Origin of the sequence: Pseudomonas sivasensis, from assembly GCF_021391435.1 — a bacterium.
In the GTDB taxonomy this organism is placed as follows: Bacteria; Pseudomonadota; Gammaproteobacteria; order Pseudomonadales; family Pseudomonadaceae; genus Aquipseudomonas; species Aquipseudomonas sivasensis.
Genome location: NZ_CP090029.1, coordinates 682,126 through 702,166 on the forward strand (window position 1 = coordinate 682,126; position 20,041 = coordinate 702,166).

General features: G+C 60.6%; 11 protein-coding genes and 1 pseudogene. 4 read left to right on the top strand and 8 right to left on the bottom strand.

Features of this window, described 5'->3' with window-relative positions:
- Window positions 1-44 precede the first annotated feature (44 nt).
- The 6 genes and pseudogenes from trxC to LRO94_RS27985 all read right to left on the bottom strand — a co-directional run.
- Entirely contained in the window at window positions 45-479 is a 435-nt protein-coding gene (gene trxC / locus LRO94_RS03020) for a thioredoxin TrxC (protein ID WP_032890334.1), read from the bottom strand.
- Between the two features lie 102 nt (window positions 480-581).
- Window positions 582-2,045, bottom strand: a complete 1,464-nt coding sequence (gene selO / locus LRO94_RS03025; protein WP_179179614.1) for a protein adenylyltransferase SelO — start codon at window positions 2,043-2,045, stop codon at window positions 582-584.
- 48 nt (window positions 2,046-2,093) lie between these two features.
- A complete protein-coding gene (gene mscK, locus LRO94_RS03030; RefSeq protein ID WP_032890337.1) occupies window positions 2,094-5,477 on the bottom strand; it encodes a mechanosensitive channel MscK in 3,384 nt (1,127 codons plus the stop codon).
- 52 nt (window positions 5,478-5,529) lie between these two features.
- Window positions 5,530-7,272: a potassium/proton antiporter gene (locus LRO94_RS03035; protein WP_032890339.1), complete on the bottom strand. Its 1,743-nt coding sequence runs from the start codon at window positions 7,270-7,272 to the stop codon at window positions 5,530-5,532.
- Between the two features lie 233 nt (window positions 7,273-7,505).
- Window positions 7,506-8,378 (bottom strand): methyl-accepting chemotaxis protein, encoded by an 873-nt coding sequence (locus LRO94_RS27980; protein WP_371850830.1) that lies wholly within the window; start codon window positions 8,376-8,378, stop codon window positions 7,506-7,508.
- 30 nt (window positions 8,379-8,408) lie between these two features.
- Window positions 8,409-9,131: pseudogene (locus LRO94_RS27985) on the bottom strand (MCP four helix bundle domain-containing protein); the annotation flags it as partial.
- A 278-nt stretch (window positions 9,132-9,409) separates the two neighbouring features.
- Here LRO94_RS27985 and LRO94_RS03045 point away from each other — a divergent pair.
- A complete protein-coding gene (locus LRO94_RS03045; protein WP_032890343.1) occupies window positions 9,410-9,640 on the top strand; it encodes a hypothetical protein in 231 nt (76 codons plus the stop codon).
- Window positions 9,637-9,927, top strand: a complete 291-nt coding sequence (locus LRO94_RS03050; RefSeq protein ID WP_032890345.1) for a cell division protein ZapA — start codon at window positions 9,637-9,639, stop codon at window positions 9,925-9,927. The genes LRO94_RS03045 and LRO94_RS03050 overlap by 4 nt, the downstream gene beginning before the upstream one ends.
- Here the strand turns inward: LRO94_RS03050 and LRO94_RS03055 are convergent.
- On the bottom strand, window positions 9,924-11,726 hold the full coding sequence (locus LRO94_RS03055) for an acyl-CoA dehydrogenase (protein WP_032890347.1): 1,803 nt from the start codon (window positions 11,724-11,726) through the stop codon (window positions 9,924-9,926). The genes LRO94_RS03050 and LRO94_RS03055 overlap by 4 nt on opposite strands.
- Before the next feature lie 228 nt (window positions 11,727-11,954).
- Entirely contained in the window at window positions 11,955-15,908 is a 3,954-nt protein-coding gene (gene putA / locus LRO94_RS03060; protein WP_032890349.1) for a trifunctional transcriptional regulator/proline dehydrogenase/L-glutamate gamma-semialdehyde dehydrogenase, read from the bottom strand.
- Between the two features lie 461 nt (window positions 15,909-16,369).
- Here putA and putP point away from each other — a divergent pair, with 461 nt between their 5' ends.
- Both putP and LRO94_RS03070 read left to right on the top strand, forming a co-directional pair.
- Window positions 16,370-17,854: a sodium/proline symporter PutP gene (gene putP, locus LRO94_RS03065; RefSeq protein WP_032890351.1), complete on the top strand. Its 1,485-nt coding sequence runs from the start codon at window positions 16,370-16,372 to the stop codon at window positions 17,852-17,854.
- Window positions 17,855-18,022: 168 nt separating this feature from the next.
- On the top strand, window positions 18,023-20,038 hold the full coding sequence (locus tag LRO94_RS03070) for a type VI secretion system Vgr family protein (protein WP_032890353.1): 2,016 nt from the start codon (window positions 18,023-18,025) through the stop codon (window positions 20,036-20,038).
- The last annotated feature ends 3 nt before the right edge of the window (window positions 20,039-20,041 follow it).

Genomic DNA, 20,041 nt, shown 5'->3' on the forward strand with positions numbered 1-20,041 from the left:
GCAAGCCCCCTCCCACACTGCCCAGCATTGTCCTTGAGGTTCGGTTACACCCCCTGGCTACGCAACCAACTCATCAACTGCGGCAACGGAAACGCTCCACTCTGACGCGCCACTTCGCGACCATTCTTGAACAGAATCAGGCTCGGAATCGACCGAATCCCCAACTGCGCCGACAACTGTTGATTGGCCTCGCTGTCCAGCTTGGCCAACCGGCACTTGCCCTCCAACTGTCCGGCAGCCTGCTCAAACACCGGTGCGAACGACTTGCACGGTCCGCACCAGTCGGCCCAAACGTCTACCAGAAGCGGCAGGTCGCCTTTGATCTGGCTGGCGTAGTCGCCTTGTTTCAGCTCAAAAGGCTTATTCAACAAAACGGGCTGTTTGCAACGCCCGCATTTGGGCGCATCTGCCAGGCGTTCGCCGGGGATGCGGTTGAGGCCGTTGCAATGAGGGCAGGGTATGACGAGAGGTTCGGACATTGAGGGCTCCTGGAAATGGCCAATAGGCTCTATTTGGAGCCAGCAATGATAGTTATCAAGCGAAACACATGATTGTAGAAAGGGTGCTCATTGCTCTCGTGGTCACGACGAACAACTGATCTCCAAATGCTTTCCCCAATCCGGCGGCCGCTGCGCGTACTGCTCCATCCCCGCTTGCTCCTCGAACGGCCTGGAAAGCACCTCATGCAATCGCCGAACTTCGCTGTAGTCGCCCGACTCGGCTGCGGTGATGGCGTTCTGGGCGAGGTAGTTGCGCAGGATGTACAGCGGATTCACGGCGTGCATCCGCTCGCGGCGCTGTTCCTCGCTGGAGTCTGCGTCCCGTGCAACACGTTCCTTGTACTGCTCGGCCCAGGCATCGAACCCGGCCATGTCGACAAAATCATCGCGCAACCGCGCTACGGCCAGCGCCGCTGACTCATCCCCGAGACGACGGAAGAACAGTGTGTAATCCACACCGCTGTTCTGCATCAGTTTCAGCAGGCGCTCCACCATTTGCTGGTCGTCGTCTTCGGCGGTGGTGAGCCCGAGTCGGCGACGCATCAGGTCCAGGTAGTGCGCCTGGTACAGCGGCAGGTACAGGCCGAGGGCCTCCTTCAAGGCATCGACGCTGATAAACGGCGTGAGCGCCTGGGCCAGCGCACTGAGGTTCCACTGTCCAATCGGCACCTGATTGCTGAAGGAGTAGCGCCCTTCATGGTCCGAATGGTTGCAGATGAAGTGCGCGTCAAAGTCATCAAGAAACGCGAACGGCCCGAAGTCGAAGGTGATGCCCAGGATCGACATGTTGTCGGTGTTCATCACGCCATGGCAGAAGCCATAGGCCTGCCATTTGGCGATCATCTCGGCGTTGCGTTCGACGATTTCACGGAACATCGCCAGGTACGGTTCGGGCTGTTCGCGGCACTCGGGGTAGTGCAGGTTCAGCACATGCTCGGCCAGTTCGGCTTGCTGCTCGGGCTTCTTGGTGTAGTAGAAGTATTCGAAATGCCCAAAGCGGATATGGCTGGGCGCGAGGCGCAACACCATGGCACCCCGCTCCTGTTTTTCCCGCCATACCGGCGTGCTGGAGCCGATTACACACAGCGCGCGGCTGCTGGGGATGCCCAACGCGTGGAGGGCTTCGCTGGCGAGGAACTCACGAATCGAGGAGCGTAAAACCGCACGGCCATCGCCCATCCGCGAGTAAGGCGTCATTCCGGCGCCCTTGAGGTGCAGGTCCCAATGTTCGCCAGCCTCGTTGTACACCTCGCCCAGCAACAACCCACGGCCGTCGCCCAGCTGAGGTGTATAGCCGCCGAACTGGTGCCCGGAGTAGATCATCGCGCGCGGTTCTGCTTCGGCCCACAGCTTGTGGCCGCTGAACAGTTCGGCGAATACCGGCGTTTCGGCCACCGCCGGGTCGAGGTCGAGCAGGGCCATGGCGGCGTTGCTCGCCACGACAAGGCGAGGCTCGTCGAGGGGTTCGGGCAAAACGTGGGTTGAGAACGCGTCGCCCAGGCGTGCGAAGCGGTTGTCGAAGGTCAGTTCGTCGAGGGCTTTCACCGGCCATCTCCAGCAGAATGTCCGAGCATTCTGCTGGGGATAGACGCTTTAGTCGAGTTTGCTGGGCGGCGGTTCCGGCGCATCGTCGACTTTGCCGGGCGGCGGCTCGGGGGCGTCCTGTTCGGTGGCGGGTCCGGCGATGGTCTTGCGATCATCCTCGACCGGCACCAGTTTGTACTCCTGGCCATGCATGTTCTTGAGGTACACCTCCATCTGCCGGAACGAGATGTTGATGTGCTGCTTCTTGAACTCACGGTTGATGTAGCGGTTGACCTCGTCGAGTACCGGGTTGCGGTCACCCAGGTCGCGCACGTGCATACGCAGCTCGTGGTCGAGGGTGCTTTCGCCGAAGTTGAGGAAGTACACGTGAGGTTCCGGTTCCTTCAGCACCCGTGGATTTTCCCTCGCGGCCTTGAGCAGCAATTCCTTCACCAGGTCCAGATCGGAGCCGTAGTCCACGCCCAGTTTCAGAGTGACGCGGGTGATGGTGTCGGTCAGCGACCAGTTAATCAGTTGCCCGGTAATGAACGTTTTGTTCGGGACAATGATGTCCTTGCGGTCGAAGTCGGTGATGGTGGTGGCGCGGATGCGGATTTTGCTCACCGTGCCCGACAGGTTGCCGATGGTGATGGTGTCGCCGATACGCACCGGGCGTTCGAACAGGATCATGATGCCGGAGATAAAGTTGGCGAAGATCTCCTGCATGCCGAAGCCCAAGCCCACCGACAGCGCGGCGACCAGCCACTGCAGCTTGTCCCAGCTCACGCCGAGGGTAGACAGGGTGGACACGAAGCCGACGCCGGCAATCACATAGGACAGCAGCGTGGTGGTGGCGTAGGCGCTGCCCTGGGCCAGATCCAGTTTTGACAGCACCAACACCTCCAGCAGACCGGGCAGGTTGCGCGCCAGGGCGAAGGTGATACCGATGATGATCAGCGCGCCGAGCAAGTCGCCGATGCTGATGGGCACCATGCTGATATTGGCACCGGTGCCGCTGGTGTATTCGTACAGCGTGACGTTATCCAGGTACGAAAACACCGAGATCAGGTCCGACCACACCCAGTACAACGCGGCGATAAAGCCGCCCAGCAGGGCCAGGCGAATCAGGCGCATGGACTGTTCGTTGACCTGCTCGATGTCCAGGGTCGGCTCTTCGATTACCGCTTCGCCGTCACCTGCTTCCTTGGCGGCCTGGCGTTTGGCCAAGGCGCGGGAATAAGCCAGGCGCCGGGCGGCAACGCCTAGGCCGCGGACGAAGGTGGCTTCGATGACCAGCCAAAACATCAACAGGTACAAGGTGTTGATCAGTCGGTCGCTGAGCTTGAGGGCGGTGTAGTAGTAGCCAAAGCACACGGCAATAAACAGGGCGATCGGCAGCGCGGTGAATACCAGGCCCACGGACTTGCGGAACAGCGAGGCTTTTTCGTGGGTCGGGCTGTGCAGCAGCAGGCGCCCGAGCAGCCAGGCCATCAGGGCGTAGCAGGTCAGGACCACGGCGATGCCCAGCACGTCGTCGGCCAGTGCCGCCGGTTGATGCTCGGCAATCGCCACCACGGCCACCAGAGCCAATACCACCAGCCCGAGTTTGCGCACCCAACCCTGGAGGAATTCGACCTGGGGTTTTTCCCAGCGGAAGTGCAGTTCCGCCACGCCGCCCGGCGCCAGGATGCGGTAGGCGGTGTAGAACACCAGCCACGCCTGGGCCAGTTGCAGCAGGGCTGAACCCAAATTGGCGTTTTGCCCACGGGCGTCGATCTGCAGCGCGTAGCCGCACAGCGCCAGTCCCAGCGATACGGGCATGGCCAGCAGGATATTGATCAAGATGGCTTGCGGCGTGTGCCACTGGCTGTCGCGCTTGAAGTGCCCGATGTCCAGGTGGACCTTGTTCAGGCGTTGGTACAGGGCCTTGCGTCGCCACAGCAGTGCGCCAATCAATAGCAGCAATGGCAGGAACAGTAGCGGGCGCTGGGTCAGGCCGTCGTACAGCTCACTGACGCTGGAGGCCCAGGGCAGGGTGGTGACTTGCTTGCTCAAGTGCGCCGGCACGGTTTCCAGCCACTCGGTGTCCAGCGGCTTGTTACTGGGGATCCAGAACATCTGTTCATCCAGCGTCGCGCGCAGGGTGGTGGCGGTGCTGAGCAGTTGTTTCTGGTTCAGTTGCAGGGTGATGGACTCATTGAGCAGCGCGCTCAACTCACGACTCAGGCGCTCCAGCAGGTCGCTGCGGGTAATCGCAAGCTCCAGCAGGGTTCGGCGCAGTTGCGGGGTGATGTCATCCGGTGGCTGGTTGGCCAGCAGGTTGTCCACATAGGTGCTGGGGGAGCTGATCAGCTCACGCTGTTGGTTGACCTCAAACTGGTACAGGCGAATGTTGGCGATGTCGTCCGCTAGGTCGCGGTCCACCGTCAGGCGTGGCAGCGCTTGTTTTTGCTTATACAGAATCTTCGACAGCAGCAGGCTGCCCTTGAGCACGTTGATCTGCTCGTCCAGGGCCGAGTCGCTCTGGGTCACGGTGTCCAGTTGCTGCTTGGTCTGCAGGTTCTTCTGGGTCAGGTCGTTGAGGCGGTCGGTGCTTTTGAGCAGGTAGTCGGACAGCTTCAGGTTGGCCGCGCTTTCGGTGGCCAACAGGCTGCTGCCACCGGCCTTTTGCGCTTCGATGGACTGCTGGGTGACGGTCTGTTGGGACTGGGCCAGGCGTTTCTGGTTGATCAGGGTTTGCAGGTCCTGGATTTCTTGTTCCAGGCGCGCGGTCTTTTCCACCACGAGGTCGTGCTGGCTGTTGCCCAGGTCTTGCAGTTGGCTGTTGCCGGCCAGTTCCTGGCGGCGCAGGGGGATCAGGGCATTGAGCGCAGCGAGTTCGGCATTCAGTTGGTTGCGCTGGTCGCCGCTGAGGGCTTTGCCATTGTCTTTACCGGCCTTGAGGGTCGCGTTGATCTGCTGGATGCGCGTCTGGCTGCTGCTGATTTCGGTCTGCGCGCGTTCGGGGCGTGTTTGGGCAGCGATGGTCAGGCTGTTGGCTTCGGCCAGGTCTTTTTGCAGGTCGCCTTGCTGGGTGGTGCGTTGCACCAGCAATTGCTCAAGCTGTGGCACGGGCAGCGTGGCATAGCGTTGGGCCACCGGGATGATTTTGGTGGCCTTGAGCCGGGTCAGCTCGCGCTGGTTTTCGCTGGTCTGGCGCGGCGCGTCTTCCAGCTGGCGCTTGAGGTCAGTGAGGCGCTGCTCATAATCCTGCTGGTTGCCCAGGTAGGTCAGGGTCTGTTGCAGGATCGACTGCAGCGCCTTCATGTCGGCGTCGGGCAGTTTGCGATCAGGCAGCTTGTCCAGGGTTTGCTGAATGGCGTCGGCGCTGGGCGGCTCGGCGGCGTAGACGCTGCCGACACAAAGGGTCAGGCCCAGCAGGGCAGTGGCGAGAAAAGTGCGCAGGGTTGGCATAGAGACCGGTCTTGCAAGGTGAAGAATCGGGAGCGTGCTGTCGCTCCGCAGTTTAGAGGAAGAGTCCGGGGCCCGGGCGACTTCCTTCGGGGAATCTGACGCCCACTTTGCCGATCTTGTTCCCGTCCATGACCGCGACGGTCCAGATGGTGTTGTTCCACTCCACCTGGTCGCCGACGATAGGGGCGCCGCCGACTTTCTGGTTGATGAAGCTGCTCAGTGGCATGTCCGGGTCGATACCTTCCAGCTTCAGGCCGTAAAGGGCCGAAACCGCGCCCAGTTGGGCGTCGCCTTCCAGCACGAAGTCGCCGAAGAAGCGCAGATCGAGGCCGCGTTGTGGTGCCTGGCTGAACAGTTTGCCGAGGGCTGGCAGGTTGTGTTCATGGCCGATCACACAGAGCAGATCGTCTACTTCCAGCACCGTACTACCCGACGGATGGAGCAGTTGCTGGCCCCGGAACAGCGCAGCAATCCGCGTGCCTTCAGGCATTTTCAGTTCGCGCAGCGCTGCCCCGATGCACCATTTTTCGGCGCCCAGGCGGTAGACGAAAAGCTCCCACTCGCTGGTGACGTGTACTTCCAGGGCGGCGCGAGAGATCGGCGCGGGGTCCGGCGGTACGGTCACTTTCAGCAACTTGGCCACCCACGGCAGGCTCGTGCCCTGCACCAGCAGCGAGACCAGCACGATAAAGAACGCCAGGTTGAAGTACAGCTGTGCGTGGGGCAGTCCGGCCATCAGCGGGAATACCGCGAGAATGATCGGGACTGCGCCGCGCAGACCGACCCAGGCGATAAAGCCTTTTTCGCGACCGTGGAACGCTTTGAACGGCAGCAGGCCGACGATCACCGACAGGGGACGCGCAAACAGGATCATCCACAGCGCCAGGCCCAGGGCCGGCAGAGCGATTGGCAGCAAATCATGGGGCGTGACCAGCAGGCCAAGCACCAGGAACATGCCGATTTGCGCGAGCCAGGCCATGCCGTCGAGCATGTGCAAAATGCCATGCCGACTGCGCACCGGGCGGTTGCCGATTACCAGGCCGCACAGGTACACGGCAAGGAAGCCGCTGCCGTGCAAGGCGTTGGTCAGGGCGAAGACGAACAGGCCGCCGGCGATCACCAGGATCGGATAAAGGCCGGTCGCCAGATTGATACGGTTGACCATCTGCAGCATCAGCCAACCGCCGCCCAGGCCGACGATGCCGCCGATACCGAATTCGCGTACCAGATGAGTCAGCAGGCTCCAGTGCAGGCCAGTCTGACCGCTGGCGAGCATGTCAATCAGGGTGACGGTGAGGAACACCGCCATTGGATCGTTGCTGCCGGATTCGATTTCCAGAGTGGCGGTGACCCGTTCGTTCAGGCCCTTGCCGCCGAGCAGCGAGAACACCGCCGCAGCGTCTGTGGAGCCGACAATCGCGCCAATCAGCAAGCCTTGAATAATATTGAGGTCAAACAACCAGGCCGCCGCCATGCCCGTGAGGCCGGTGGTAATCAACACCCCCACCGTGGCCAGGGACAGTGCTGGCCAAAGCGCCACTCGGAAACTCGCCACCCGCGTGCGCAACCCGCCGTCAAGCAGGATTACGGCCAGTGCGAGGTTGCCCACCAGGTAGGCGGTTGGGTAGTTATCGAAAATGATGCCGCCGCCATCGACGCCAGCAACCATGCCCACGGCCAGGATGATCACCAGGATCGGGATGCCCAGGCGCGACGAAAGAGAACTCACCAGAATGCTCGCACTCACCAGCAACGCGCCGATCAAGAACAGGCTGTTGATGGTCGTCGCATTCAAAGGCAGTACTCCATGAGCAAATAAGACGGGACGCAAACTGACCATGCAGTCTGCGTGCCAGGGATTCTAACCTGTTGAATTGCTGTGCTGTCAAAAAGCTTTTAACGCCGGGCGCAGATCTGAATGTGGGGGGGGGCTTGCCCCCGATGGCGGTATGTCAGTCAGCTTATCTGTAACTGACCCACCGCTATCGGGGGCAAGCCCCCTCCCACATTTCAAGCCAGTGCAGGCAGTTAGAGGCGAAAGCGGCCGACCATCCCATTCAAATCCACCGCCAGGCGCGACAGCTCACTGCTGGCCGCACTGGTCTGGCTGGCGCCGGTCGCCGACTGCACCGACAGGTCACGAATGTTCACCAGGTTGCGGTCCACTTCCCGCGCCACCTGCGCCTGCTCTTCCGCCGCGCTGGCGATCACCAGGTTGCGCTCGTTGATCTCGACAATCGCCGTGTTGATGGTGTCCAGCGACATCCCGGCACCTTTGGCGATGTTCAGCGTCGACTCAGCGCGCTCGGTGCTGTTGCGCATCGAATCCACCGCGTGCTCGGTGCCGGCCTGGATACTGCCGATCATCCGCTCGATCTCGCTGGTGGACTGCTGGGTGCGATGGGCCAACGCCCGTACTTCATCGGCAACCACCGCGAAACCACGCCCGGCTTCGCCGGCACGCGCGGCTTCAATCGCCGCGTTCAGGGCCAGCAGATTGGTCTGGTCAGCCAGGCCGCGAATCACGTCCAGCACTTTGCCAATATCGCGCGACTCATTGGCCAGTTCGCCAATCAGCGTGGCGGTCGCTTGCACATCGCCGCTCATGCGCTCGATGGCGCTGACGGTTTCCTGCACCAAGTCACGGCCGTCACCGGCTGAGGTGGTGGCGTTGCGCGAGGCTTCAGAGGTGCTCACCGCATTGCGCGCGACTTCTTCGACGGCGCTGGTCATCTCGTTGACGGCGGTGGCGGCTTGCTCGATCTCGTTGTTCTGCTGGGTCAGGCCACGGGCGCTTTCGTCGGTGACGGCATTCAGCTCTTCGGCGGCGGAAGCCAACTGGGTGGCAGAACCGGCGATGCGTTGCAGGGTGTCGCGCAGCTTGTCCTGCATCTTGGCCATGGCGGCCAGCAAGCGTCCGGCTTCGTCGTTGCCGTCGACCTTGATCGGCCGGGTCAGGTTGCCTTCGGCGACTTCTTCCGCCGCTTCGAGCGCTTGGGAAATCGGCAGGGTGATGCTGCGGGTCAGCAGCCAGGCGAACAACATCGTCAGCGCCGTGGCGATCACCAGCAGGCCCACGACCAGATTGAACGCCAAGTTGTATTGGTCTTCGGCCTCCTGATTTGTGGCCAGGGCCATCTTGTTATTGAGGTCCAGCAGGCGCGTCAGCACGGCGTTGACCTGCTCGGAGTTGCTCAGCAACTCGGTGTTGAGCAGGCTGCGCAGCTCGTCCACCTGGTTGGCCCGTGACAGGCTCTTCATGCGCTCTTCAATTTGATGGTGCTGGCCAAGCAAGCGCACGTACTCGTTGTAGGTGGCGCGCTCTTCGCTGCCTTCAATCAGTTTTTCGTAAATGCCCTGGGCTGTGCGGATCTGCTGGTTACGCAGTTCGAAGGCTTCCAGGGTCTTTTGCTGCACGTCCGGCTCGCGGTTGGTCAGCAAGCGGTACGACAGCACTCGCAGGCGCAAGGTCAGTTGGGTGAACTCATCGAGGGCGCGAATGCTTGGCACGCTGGACAAGGTGATGTCTTCGGTGGCAGCACGGATTTTGCTCATCTGGTTGAGGGCGAATACACCGAGAAACAGCATGAGTGCACCAATCAACGCAAAACCGAGGAAGGCCCTCGGAGCGATATTCATATTACGAAGCGACATGCGGGAATCCTGGGGAGAAGCGCGATCCGTGCGAGGGGTGAGACGGGGTGTGCATCTCTATCGGTCGTACGACTAAAGTCTAAAGGGGCGTGTGCGTTTTTGTCGCATCTGACGAGGGGTTTGGCCGATTCAGGAACCAGATCGGGTAAATGCAGTCACTAAGGCTCGAAAGTGCGGCCCGGCCCATAAAAATCGGGCTGCGCGCCGGGGATAACCCTGGCATCCGAGGTGAATTTTCTTTATCGTCACCGCCCTTTGAAAAAGCCCGAGAAATCAAAATGTTAGAAGCATCCCTCAGCCAATTGGAACAACTGGTCAACGACCTCGTACAGCAGAATCAAGACCTGCTGAGCAGCAACGAATCCCTCAAGGCCGAACTGGCCAACGCCAAGGATGAGAACGACAGCCTGCAACTGAGCTTGATGGAGCAGGAAGAAAAACACGGCGCCACCGCTGCCCGTATCCAGGCGTTGGTTGAGCGTGTGAGCGCAGGGCCTGTCGGCGCATGAATGAAGGGATAAAGGTCGTTTCGATTCTCGGAGAGGATTACTCGATCAAGGCGCCAGCCGGGGAAGACAAGACCCTGATGCACGCCGTGACCATGCTCAAGGCCTCCCTGGCCACCACCAAGAAAAAGTACCCGACCCTGATCGGTGACAAATTACTGGTGCTGGCGGCGCTGAACCTGTGCGCCGAGCAGATTGAACTGCAGCAGGCTCATCAGCAGGAACTCGACCGTTACCAAGAGCAAGTCAGCGCCACGGTCGAGGTGATTTCCAAGGCGATCCAGCCTTAGAACCACGCATCCTGCATCCCCAGGCACGTATCATCCCGCGCCTCCAGAATCGCCAGTTCATGATGGCAGCCCGGTACTTCCCAGGTCAGGAAGTAACGGGCGGCCTGGAGCTTGCCTTTATAGAAGGCAGCATCCGCCGCATTGCCCTTGGCCAGCCCTTCTTCGGCGCGAATCGCCTGTTCCAGCCAGCGCCAGCCAATTACCATATGCCCGAATACCTTCAGGTACAGCGCCGAGTTCGCCAGGCTGCTGTTGACCTTGCCGTGGGCGAGATCCGTCAGCAGGCCGATGGTCACGCTTTGCAGGCGGGTGACCAGGTGTTCCAGCGGCTCTCTTAATGCCGTCAGGCCTGGATATTCCTGCGCCCGCGAGCCCGTGTCGGCGATCAGGCGGATCAGTTGCTTGAGCCCCGCGCCGCCGTTCTGTGCCAGCTTGCGGCCCAGCAAATCCAGAGACTGGATGCCATGGGTGCCTTCATGGATCGGGTTCAGGCGGTTGTCGCGGTAGTACTGCTCCACCGGGTATTCACGGGTGTAGCCGTGGCCGCCGAGGATCTGGATCGCCAGTTCGTTGGCCTTGAGGCAAAACTCCGACGGCCAGGATTTAACGATGGGCGTGAGCAGGTCCAGCAGTTCGTGGGCCTGTTTGCGTTCGCTCTCGGTTTCCAGCGTCGTGGTGTCATCGAACAGGCGCGCGGCGTACAGGCCCAGGTCGAACGCGCCTTCTACGTAAGCTTTTTGGGTCAGCAGCATGCGCTTGATATCCGCGTGCTGGATGATCGAGACCGGCGCGGTGCTTGGGTCTTTGCTGTCGGGCAGACGACCTTGCGGGCGTTCGCGAGCGTATTCCAGGGAATACAGGTAGCCGGCGTAACCGAGCATGACCGCGCCCATGCCGACGCCGATGCGTGCCTCGTTCATCATCTGAAACATGCAGCTCAAGCCCTGGTGTGGTTTACCCACCAGATAGCCGACGCAGTTGCCGTTATCGCCGAAGTTAAGCGCGGTCGACGTGGTGCCGCGCCAGCCCATCTTGTGAAACAGCCCGGCCAACAGCACGTCGTTGCGTGCACCGAGACTGCCGTCATCGTTAACCAGGAATTTGGGCACGATGAACAGCGAAATGCCCTTCACCCCGGCCGGTGCATCCGGCAGCTTGGCCAGCACCATATGCACGATGTTTTCCGACAGCGGGTGGTCGCCTCCGGAGATAAAGATCTTGTTGCCCTTGAGTCGATAGCTGCCGTCAGCCGCAGGTTCGGCGCGGGTACGAATATCCGACAGCGATGAGCCCGCGTGGGGTTCTGTCAGGGCCATGGTGCCGAAGAAACGCCCGTCGATCATCGGTTGCAGGAAGCGCTGTTTTTGCTCCTCGGTGCCGAAGCTTTCGATCAGGTTGGCCGCGCCCATGGTCAGGAATGGGTAGGAAGTGGATGCCGCGTTGGCGGACTGGAAGTGCGCAAAGCAGGCCTGGGACAGCAAGGTCGGCAACTGCATGCCACCGGCTTCGAAACTGCGGGCGGCATTGAGGAAGCCGGCTTCCAGGAACGCATCCACGGCCGGTTTGACTTCCGGAATCAGGATCGCCTTGCCGTCTTCGTAGCGCGGTTCGTTTTCGTCGTTTTTGCGGTTATGCGGCGCGAAATATTTTTCGGCGATGGAGCGCGCGGTGCTGATGGCCGCATCGAAGGTTTCGCGATTGTGCTCGGCAAACCGCTCGCGCTGGGTCAGGCCCTCGGCATCGAGGACTTCGTACAGCTCGAAAGCCAGATTGCGGGAACTGAGCAGCATCTCGGACATGGCGGCTTACCTTTGGAGGAATTGGCCTGAGTCTAAGTGCGCGAATTAAGGGTGAACAGCAAGATTGATCTAAGTGATGGAGTGGCAAAACACAGATGATCATTTGAAGTGCGATCAAATGTGGGAGGGAGCTTGTCCCCGATAGCGATGGGTCAGCCAGAGATAAGTTGACTGATCCACCACAATCGGGGGCAAGCCCCCTCCCACATGTTTACCGCGTTTCGTCAGTTAGCCGATGGTCATCAGGCTGGCGTTACCGCCCGCTGCAGCGGTGTTAACGCTCAACGCCCGTTCGATCACCAGGCGCTCCAAGGCAATGGATGTTTCGCCCTGAGACAAGCCATGCACCCCGACAATCGCCCCACCGCGCTGCGCCACTTGCTGGCACACCGCACGCAGTTGGTCTGAATCACCGTGATGCAGGACGGCGTCAAACACCACCTCGTCCTTGGTCCAATCCGCCACGCGCTTGATCTTCGCTTGAATTTCCTTCGGCAAGCGTAGGAACACGGCCTTGGTCAGGTCAGTTTCCGGCCATACCGCCGAACCGCCGACGGCCAATACCGCCGCCAGTTGAGTCAACAGATCGCCTTCCACTTCCGCCAGGCACAGTACGTGCTCGCGGGGCAGGATGGCGTAGCTGTTGCGCTCGCCGGTCGGACCCGCCAACTGACGGGTGATCCCGCTTTGGGATTGCGCGGCGAACTGGCTGCACAGAGCACTCAGCTCGCTGAACGAATTGCTGTCGGCCCAGGTTTTCAGGGCGGTCAGCGGTTGGCTCATGGCGTCGCGCAGACGTACATCCGGTGCAGTCAACGTGTCGCCACGTACGAAGGATTGCTCGATCGCATCGGTAGGACGGGTCGACAGCAAGCGGTACAGGTACAGCGGACCACCGGCTTTCGGGCCTGTGCCCGACAGGCCTTCGCCGCCGAACGGTTGCACGCCGACCACGGCACCCACGATGTTACGGTTCACGTAGACGTTACCGGCATTGACGTTGTCGATCACCTTGGCGATGGTCTCGTCGATACGGGTGTGCACGCCCAGGGTCAGGCCGTAGCCGGAGGCGTTGATCTGGCCGATGAGCTGGTCGATCTCTTTGCGCTTGTAGCGCACCACGTGCAGTACCGGGCCGAAGATCTCGCGTTGCAGTTCGTCAAAGCTTTCCAGTTCGATCAGGGTTGGCATCACGAAGGTGCCGCGCTTGATTTCTTCACCGTCGGCAATTGCCACCTGGTACACATTGCGGCCTTTGTCGCGCATGGCCTGGATGTGTTTCTCGATGCCGGCCTTGGCTTCGGCGTCGATCACCGGGCCGATGTCTACCGACAAGCGCTCCGGGTTGCCAAGGCGGCATTCAGCCATGGCGCCCTTAAGCATTTCGATGACGCGGTCTGCCGAATCTTCCTGCAGGCACAGTACCCGCAGGGCCGAGCAACGCTGGCCGGCGCTGTCGAAGGCCGAGGACACCACGTCTATGACCACTTGTTCGGTCAGTGCCGAAGAATCCACGATCATCGCGTTCTGGCCACCGGTTTCGGCGATCAGCGGGATCGGACGGCCCTGGGCATCCAGGCGGCCGGCGACATTGCGTTGCAGCAGGCGCGCGACTTCGGTGGAACCGGTGAACATCACGCCTTTGACGCGATCATCACCGACCAGGCGGGCACCCACGCTTTCGCCCTGGCCCGGCAGCAGTTGCAGCACGCCTTCCGGAATACCGGCTTCCAGCAGGATGCGCACGGCTTGTGCGGCTACCAGCGGGGTTTGCTCGGCAGGTTTGGCCAATACCGGGTTGCCGGCGGCCAATGCGGCTGCGACTTGACCACTGAAAATCGCCAGCGGGAAGTTCCAAGGGCTGATGCAGACCACTGGGCCCAGCGGGCGGTGGGCATCATTGGTGAAGTCGTTACGGGCCTGTACGGCGTAGTAACGCAGGAAGTCCACGGCTTCACGCACTTCGGCGATGGCGTTCGCGAAGGTTTTGCCGGCTTCGCGAGCCAGCAGTCCCATCAGCGGTTGGATCTCGCCTTCCATCAGGTCGGCGGCACGTTCCAGAATCGCGGCACGCTCGGCGGGCGGGGTGGCCTGCCAGATCGGGCCAGCGTTGATGGCGCATTGAATCGCGTTGTCGACGTCTTCGACGGTAGCTTCTTGAACCTGACCAACCACATCACGCAGGTCAGACGGGTTCAGTACTGGCGCAGCCGGTTGATCACTGGTGGCGCAACCCAGCATCGGCGCGGCTTTCCAGTTGTTGTGTGCGGTTGCCAGCAAGGCGCAGGACAGCGACGCCAGGCGGTGTTCGTTGGCCAAGTCGATACCGGCCGAGTTGGCGCGGTCGCTGCCGTACAGGTCGCGCGGCAATGGAATACGCGGGTGCGGCAAGCCGAAGCCGCCTTCCTGCGTGGCCATTTGCTCGATGCTGGCCACTGGATCAGCCACCAGCTCCTGAATGGAGATGGACTGGTCGGCGATGCGGTTAACGAACGAGGTGTTGGCGCCGTTTTCCAGCAGGCGACGCACCAGGTAAGCCAGTAACGTTTCGTGGGTGCCGACCGGTGCGTACACGCGGCACGGACGGTTCAGTTTGCCGTCGGAAACCTTGCCTACGACCTGCTCGTACAGCGGCTCACCCATGCCGTGCAGGCATTGGAACTCGTACTGGCCGGGGTAATAGTTCTGACCGGCGATATGGTAAATGGCGGACAGGGTGTGGGCGTTGTGCGTGGCGAACTGCGGGTAGATGACTTCCGGCACCGACAGCAGCTTGCGTGCACAGGCAATGTAGGAAACGTCGGTGTACACCTTGCGGGTATACACAGGGTAGCCTTCCAGGCCTTCGACTTGGGCGCGTTTGATCTCGCTGTCCCAGTACGCGCCTTTTACCAGGCGGATCATCAGGCGATGGCGGCTGCGGCGCGCCAGGTCGATGACGTAGTCGATTACATAGGGGCAACGCTTTTGGTAGGCCTGGATCACGAAACCGATGCCGTTCCAGCCGGTCAGTTGCGGCTCGAAGCACAGGCGCTCCAGCAGGTCGAGGGACAGCTCCAGGCGGTCGGCCTCTTCGGCGTCGATGTTCAGGCCGATGTCGTATTGCTTGGCCAGCAAGGTCAGGGACAGCAGGCGCGGGTACAGCTCGTCCATCACGCGCTCGTACTGCGCACGGCTGTAACGCGGGTGAAGTGCCGACAGCTTGATGGAAATGCCCGGGCCTTCATAAATCCCACGGCCGTGAGACGCTTTGCCGATGGAATGAATGGCTTGTTCGTATGACGCCAGGTATTTCTGGGCATCGTGTTCGGTGAGTGCGGCTTCACCGAGCATATCGTAGGAATAGCGGAAACCTTTGGCTTCGAACTTGCTGGCGTTGGCCAAGGCTTCGGCGATGGTTTCGCCGGTGACGAACTGCTCGCCCATCAGGCGCATGGCCATGTCGACGCCCTTGCGGATCATCGGCTCGCCGCTTTTGCCGATGATGCGGCTCAGGGACGAGGTCAAGCCGGCCTCATTATGGGTGGCGACCAGTTTGCCGGTCAGCAGCAGACCCCAGGTGGCAGCGTTGACGAACAGCGACGGGCTGTTGCCCAGGTGCGGATGCCAGTTGCCGGTGCTGATCTTGTCGCGGATCAGCGCGTCACGGGTGCCCTTGTCCGGGATGCGCAGCAGCGCCTCGGCCAGGCACATCAGGGCCACGCCTTCCTGGGATGACAGGGAAAATTCCTGCAGCAGGCCCTGAACAATGCCGGCACGACCGCCAGCACTTTTCTGATTGCGCAGTTTTTCGGCAATCGAGGCGGCGAGCTTGTTGGTGGCTTCAGCCATTGGAGCCGGCAGACGCGCCTGCTCGATCAGCATCGGCACCACTTCCGGCTCTGGGCGACGGTAAGCGGCAGTGATGGACGCGCGCAGTACGGACTGCGGCAGGATGCTCTCGGCGAATTCAAGGAAGCACTGGTGCGCATGGTCGGCCTGGACCTCACCCGCGTCATCGGCATCCTTGCTGCTCAAACCGTTGAGTTCGGTCAGGGTTGCACCACCCTCCAGTTTCTCCAGGTAATTGAAAATCGCCTGCTTGATCAGCCAGTGCGGCGTGCGATCAATGGAGGTCGCGGCTGCCTTCAGGCGTTCGCGGGTCGGGTCGTCAAGTTTGACCCCAAGGGTGGTCGTCGCCATTTTCTTATCCTCATGGGTGCCACTACCGAGTGGCATTAGCTGGCGGCAAGATTAGCTTTGCGCATGCAGAGGTGCAACCGGGTGCAACCCTTTTTATCCATGAAATTTTCGACGCTTCATCCGAATTAATTTTGACGCCAGCAGAATGCGCTTTGTCTTGGTGCTTTTACTTCTTAGATCGGCTGTTCTTGCTCCGAAAGGGAGCAAAAACAGGGTGTTTTGCGGATTTTGTACTCAGGTGCAACTTATTCCCCAGAAACTGGTTGCACCTTATTTGCTTTGTTGAATAGCATTCGCGGCCAAGGTGCAACCATCCGTAAACCGGGGTTCATCGGCTGACGGCTTTCCTGGGGAAACGTCAGTCATAAATGCGCGGCATGCAGCTACGTTTACCCACTGACCAGTGGGTGGCCGTCTGACAGACCGCCGCTACATAAAAACAAAGCCAGGGCGTCACTCAAATGAGCGTAAGTAATCCAACTCTGATCACATTCGTGATCTACATCGCAGCAATGGTGCTGATCGGCTTCATGGCCTATCGCTCCACCAACAACCTTTCCGATTACATCCTTGGCGGTCGCAGCCTCGGTAGCGTGGTGACAGCGTTGTCCGCCGGTGCTTCCGATATGAGCGGCTGGTTGTTGATGGGCCTGCCGGGCGCAATCTACATGTCCGGTCTGTCGGAAAGCTGGATCGCCATTGGCCTGATTGTCGGTGCCTACCTCAACTGGCTGTTCGTGGCCGGTCGCCTGCGGGTACAGACCGAACACAACGGCGACGCCCTGACGCTGCCGGATTACTTCTCCAGCCGTTTCGAAGATAAAAGCGGCCTGCTGCGGATCATCTCTGCCGTGGTCATCCTGGTGTTCTTCACCATCTACTGCGCTTCCGGCATCGTTGCCGGTGCCCGTCTGTTCGAAAGCACCTTCGGCATGTCCTACGAGACTGCTCTGTGGGCCGGCGCTGCGGCGACAATTGCCTACACCTTCGTCGGTGGTTTCCTGGCAGTGAGCTGGACTGACACCGTACAAGCCACGCTGATGATCTTCGCGCTGATCCTCACGCCGATCATCGTGCTGCTGGCCACCGGTGGTGTCGATACGACCTTCCTGGCGATCGAAGCGAAAAACCCTGACAACTTCAACATGCTGAAAAACACCACCTTCATCGGCATCATTTCGCTGATGGGCTGGGGCCTGGGCTACTTCGGCCAGCCGCACATCCTCGCGCGTTTCATGGCGGCGGATTCGGTGAAGTCGATTGCCAACGCACGCCGTATCTCCATGACCTGGATGATCCTGTGCCTGGGCGGCACTGTGGCCGTGGGCTTCTTCGGTATCGCTTACTTCTCGGCGCACCCGGAAGTGGCTGGCCCGGTCAACGAGAACCACGAACGTGTGTTCATCGAACTGGCCAAGCTGCTGTTCAACCCATGGATCGCGGGCGTACTGCTGTCTGCCATCCTCGCGGCCGTGATGAGTACCCTGAGCTGCCAACTGCTGGTGTGCTCCAGCGCCCTGACCGAAGACTTCTACAAAACCTTCCTGCGCAAGACCGCCTCCCAGGTTGAACTGGTCTGGGTCGGCCGTCTGATGGTGCTGCTGGTGGCGCTGATCGCCATCGCCATGGCTGCCAATCCAAACAACCGCGTCCTTGGCCTGGTCAGCTACGCCTGGGCCGGTTTCGGCGCGGCGTTTGGTCCTGTGGTACTGATCTCGGTGATCTGGAAAAACATGACCCGCAACGGCGCACTGGCCGGCATCCTGGTCGGCGCGATCACCGTGATCGTGTGGAAGCACTTCGAACTGCTGGGCCTGTACGAAATCATCCCAGGCTTCATCTTCGCCAGCCTCGCGATCTTCTTCGTGAGCAAGATGGGCGCCCCGACCGCCGGTATGGTCGAGCGCTTTGATGCGGCGGAAAAAGACTACAACCTCAACAAGTAATTCGCCGGGCGTTAAGCGCTCTACGAATTGAAAAAAGGCCCGCGTCCTACGGATGGCGGGCTTTTTTTGCGCGTGTGTGTAGGGAGTTGCTGATTTATCGGGCGTGCGCTCTGCCGTGCAAAACAGTGGTGCAGAATCCACCGCCTACTCCTCGCAGAGAAACACCGGATGTTCGCTCCTGCCAATCAAAGTGCTTTTACCCTGACCCTCGACGGGGAGCCCAGTGAACTCAACGTTTTTGAGTTTCACGGTGCGGAAGCCATCAGCCAGCCGTATTGTTTTGACCTTGAACTGGTCAGTGAGCAGCCTGACCTCGACCTGGAAAGTTTGCTGCATCGCCAGGTTTTTCTGCGTTTCGATGAGCTCGGCCATGGCGTCCACGGCCTGGTCTATCGGGTGGCGCAGGGCGACTCCGGGCGGCGCCTGACGCGTTATCAGATCAAGCTCGTGCCGCAATTGGCCTACCTGGCCCACAGCAGTCACCAGCGTATTTTCCAGCATCAAACAGTGTCGCAGATTGTTGCGCAGGTGCTGGTAGAGCAGGGGGTCCCTGCCGATCAATTCGAATTTCACCTGAGCGGTGTTTACCCCGAGCGCGAGTATTGCGTGCAGTTTGCTGAAAGCGACTTGGCGTTCATTCAGCGGCTGTGTGCTGAGGAGGGCATTCACTATCACTTCCAGCACTCGCCTGAACGGCACTTGCTGGTATTTGGCGATGATCAAACAGTATTCGCCCAACCCAATCAGCCAACGCCCTACATGCCAGGCTCAGGGATGGTGGCGGATACACCCGCGATCAAGCGCTTTGCCGTGCAACTGGAAACCCGCACCACGGCGGTCAACCTGCGTGACTACGATTTCCGTAAACCTAGCCTGGTGCTGGAGAGTGACGTGGCCAGCGAACAGCTGCCACGTCTTGAGGCGCAGGGCTATCCCGGCCACTTTTGCGACCGGTCCCATGGCAAGTACCTCGCGCAACGGGGGTTGGAGCGGAACCGTAGCGACTATCGAATTGCCCGCGGCAGCGGTGATGAGCCGGCATTGGTCAGCGGCCATTTCCTTACGTTGACCGGTCACCCGCGCGATCCATGGAATGACTTGTGGTTGGTGACTCACGTCACTCATGAAGGCAAGCAACCCCAGGTGTTGGAGGAGGCGGTGACCGAGGTCGCCGGTGGCGATTTTCGTCAGGGTTATCGCAACGAGTTTGTTGCTGCGCCGTGGGACGTGATTTTCCGACCGCCTTTGCCCGAGCAACCGCGGCCGACATTGGCGGGTTATCAAAACGCAGTGGTGACTGGCCCCGCCGACAGTGAAATCCACTGCGATGAATTCGGGCGGGTCAAGGTGCAACTGGCCTGGGATCGAGCCGGGGAGCACAACGATCATTCCAGCTGCTGGCTGCGTGTCGCCAGCGGTTGGGCCCATGACCGCTATGGTGCGGTGCTTATTCCGCGAGTGGGTATGGAAGTGCTGGTGGGGTTCGTCAATGGTGATATGGACATGCCGCTGGTGGTGGGTTGCCTGCCCAACGCTGCGACATCGCTGCCCCTCGACCTGCCGGCCGACAAAACCCGCAGCATCTTGCGCAGTCGGAGCAGCCCCGGTGGCGGTGGCTACAACGAACTGCGCATCGAAGACCGCAAGGGCGCCGAGGAAATTTACCTGCGCGCCCAGCGAGATTGGACCCAGCATGTGCTGCATGACCAGCGGGTGGAGGTCGACAATCAACGTCGTATCAGGGTGGCGGGCGAGTCGCACCATGAGCTTCAAGGCGAAGAGCTGCGCATCACTCACGGCAATCGGCTCACCGAACTCAAGCAGGATGATCACCTGGTGATCGGCGGCTCGCAGCAGGTAAAGGCTGGGCTGACCATTCAGATCGGTGCAGGCCAAAGCGTTGTTATTGATGCGGGGGCCATCGTGACGATCCAGGCGGGAGGGCAGTCGATCACGTTGTCTGCGGGCGGTATTTTCAGCAGTGTGCCGATTCAGTTGGGAAGTGGTCCTGCTCCTGTGGCAGCGCCGTTGATGCCTGGAGTGAAGGAGAAGCTGTTGGCGGTTATCCCCGCGCCCCTGAGCCTGGTGCAGGTGGCTAGCCTCAAGCGTAGCGCTCCCTTTTGCGAAGAGTGTGAGCGCTGCAAGAGAGGGCAGTGCGATATCGCTCATTCAGCTCAGCCTTAAAAG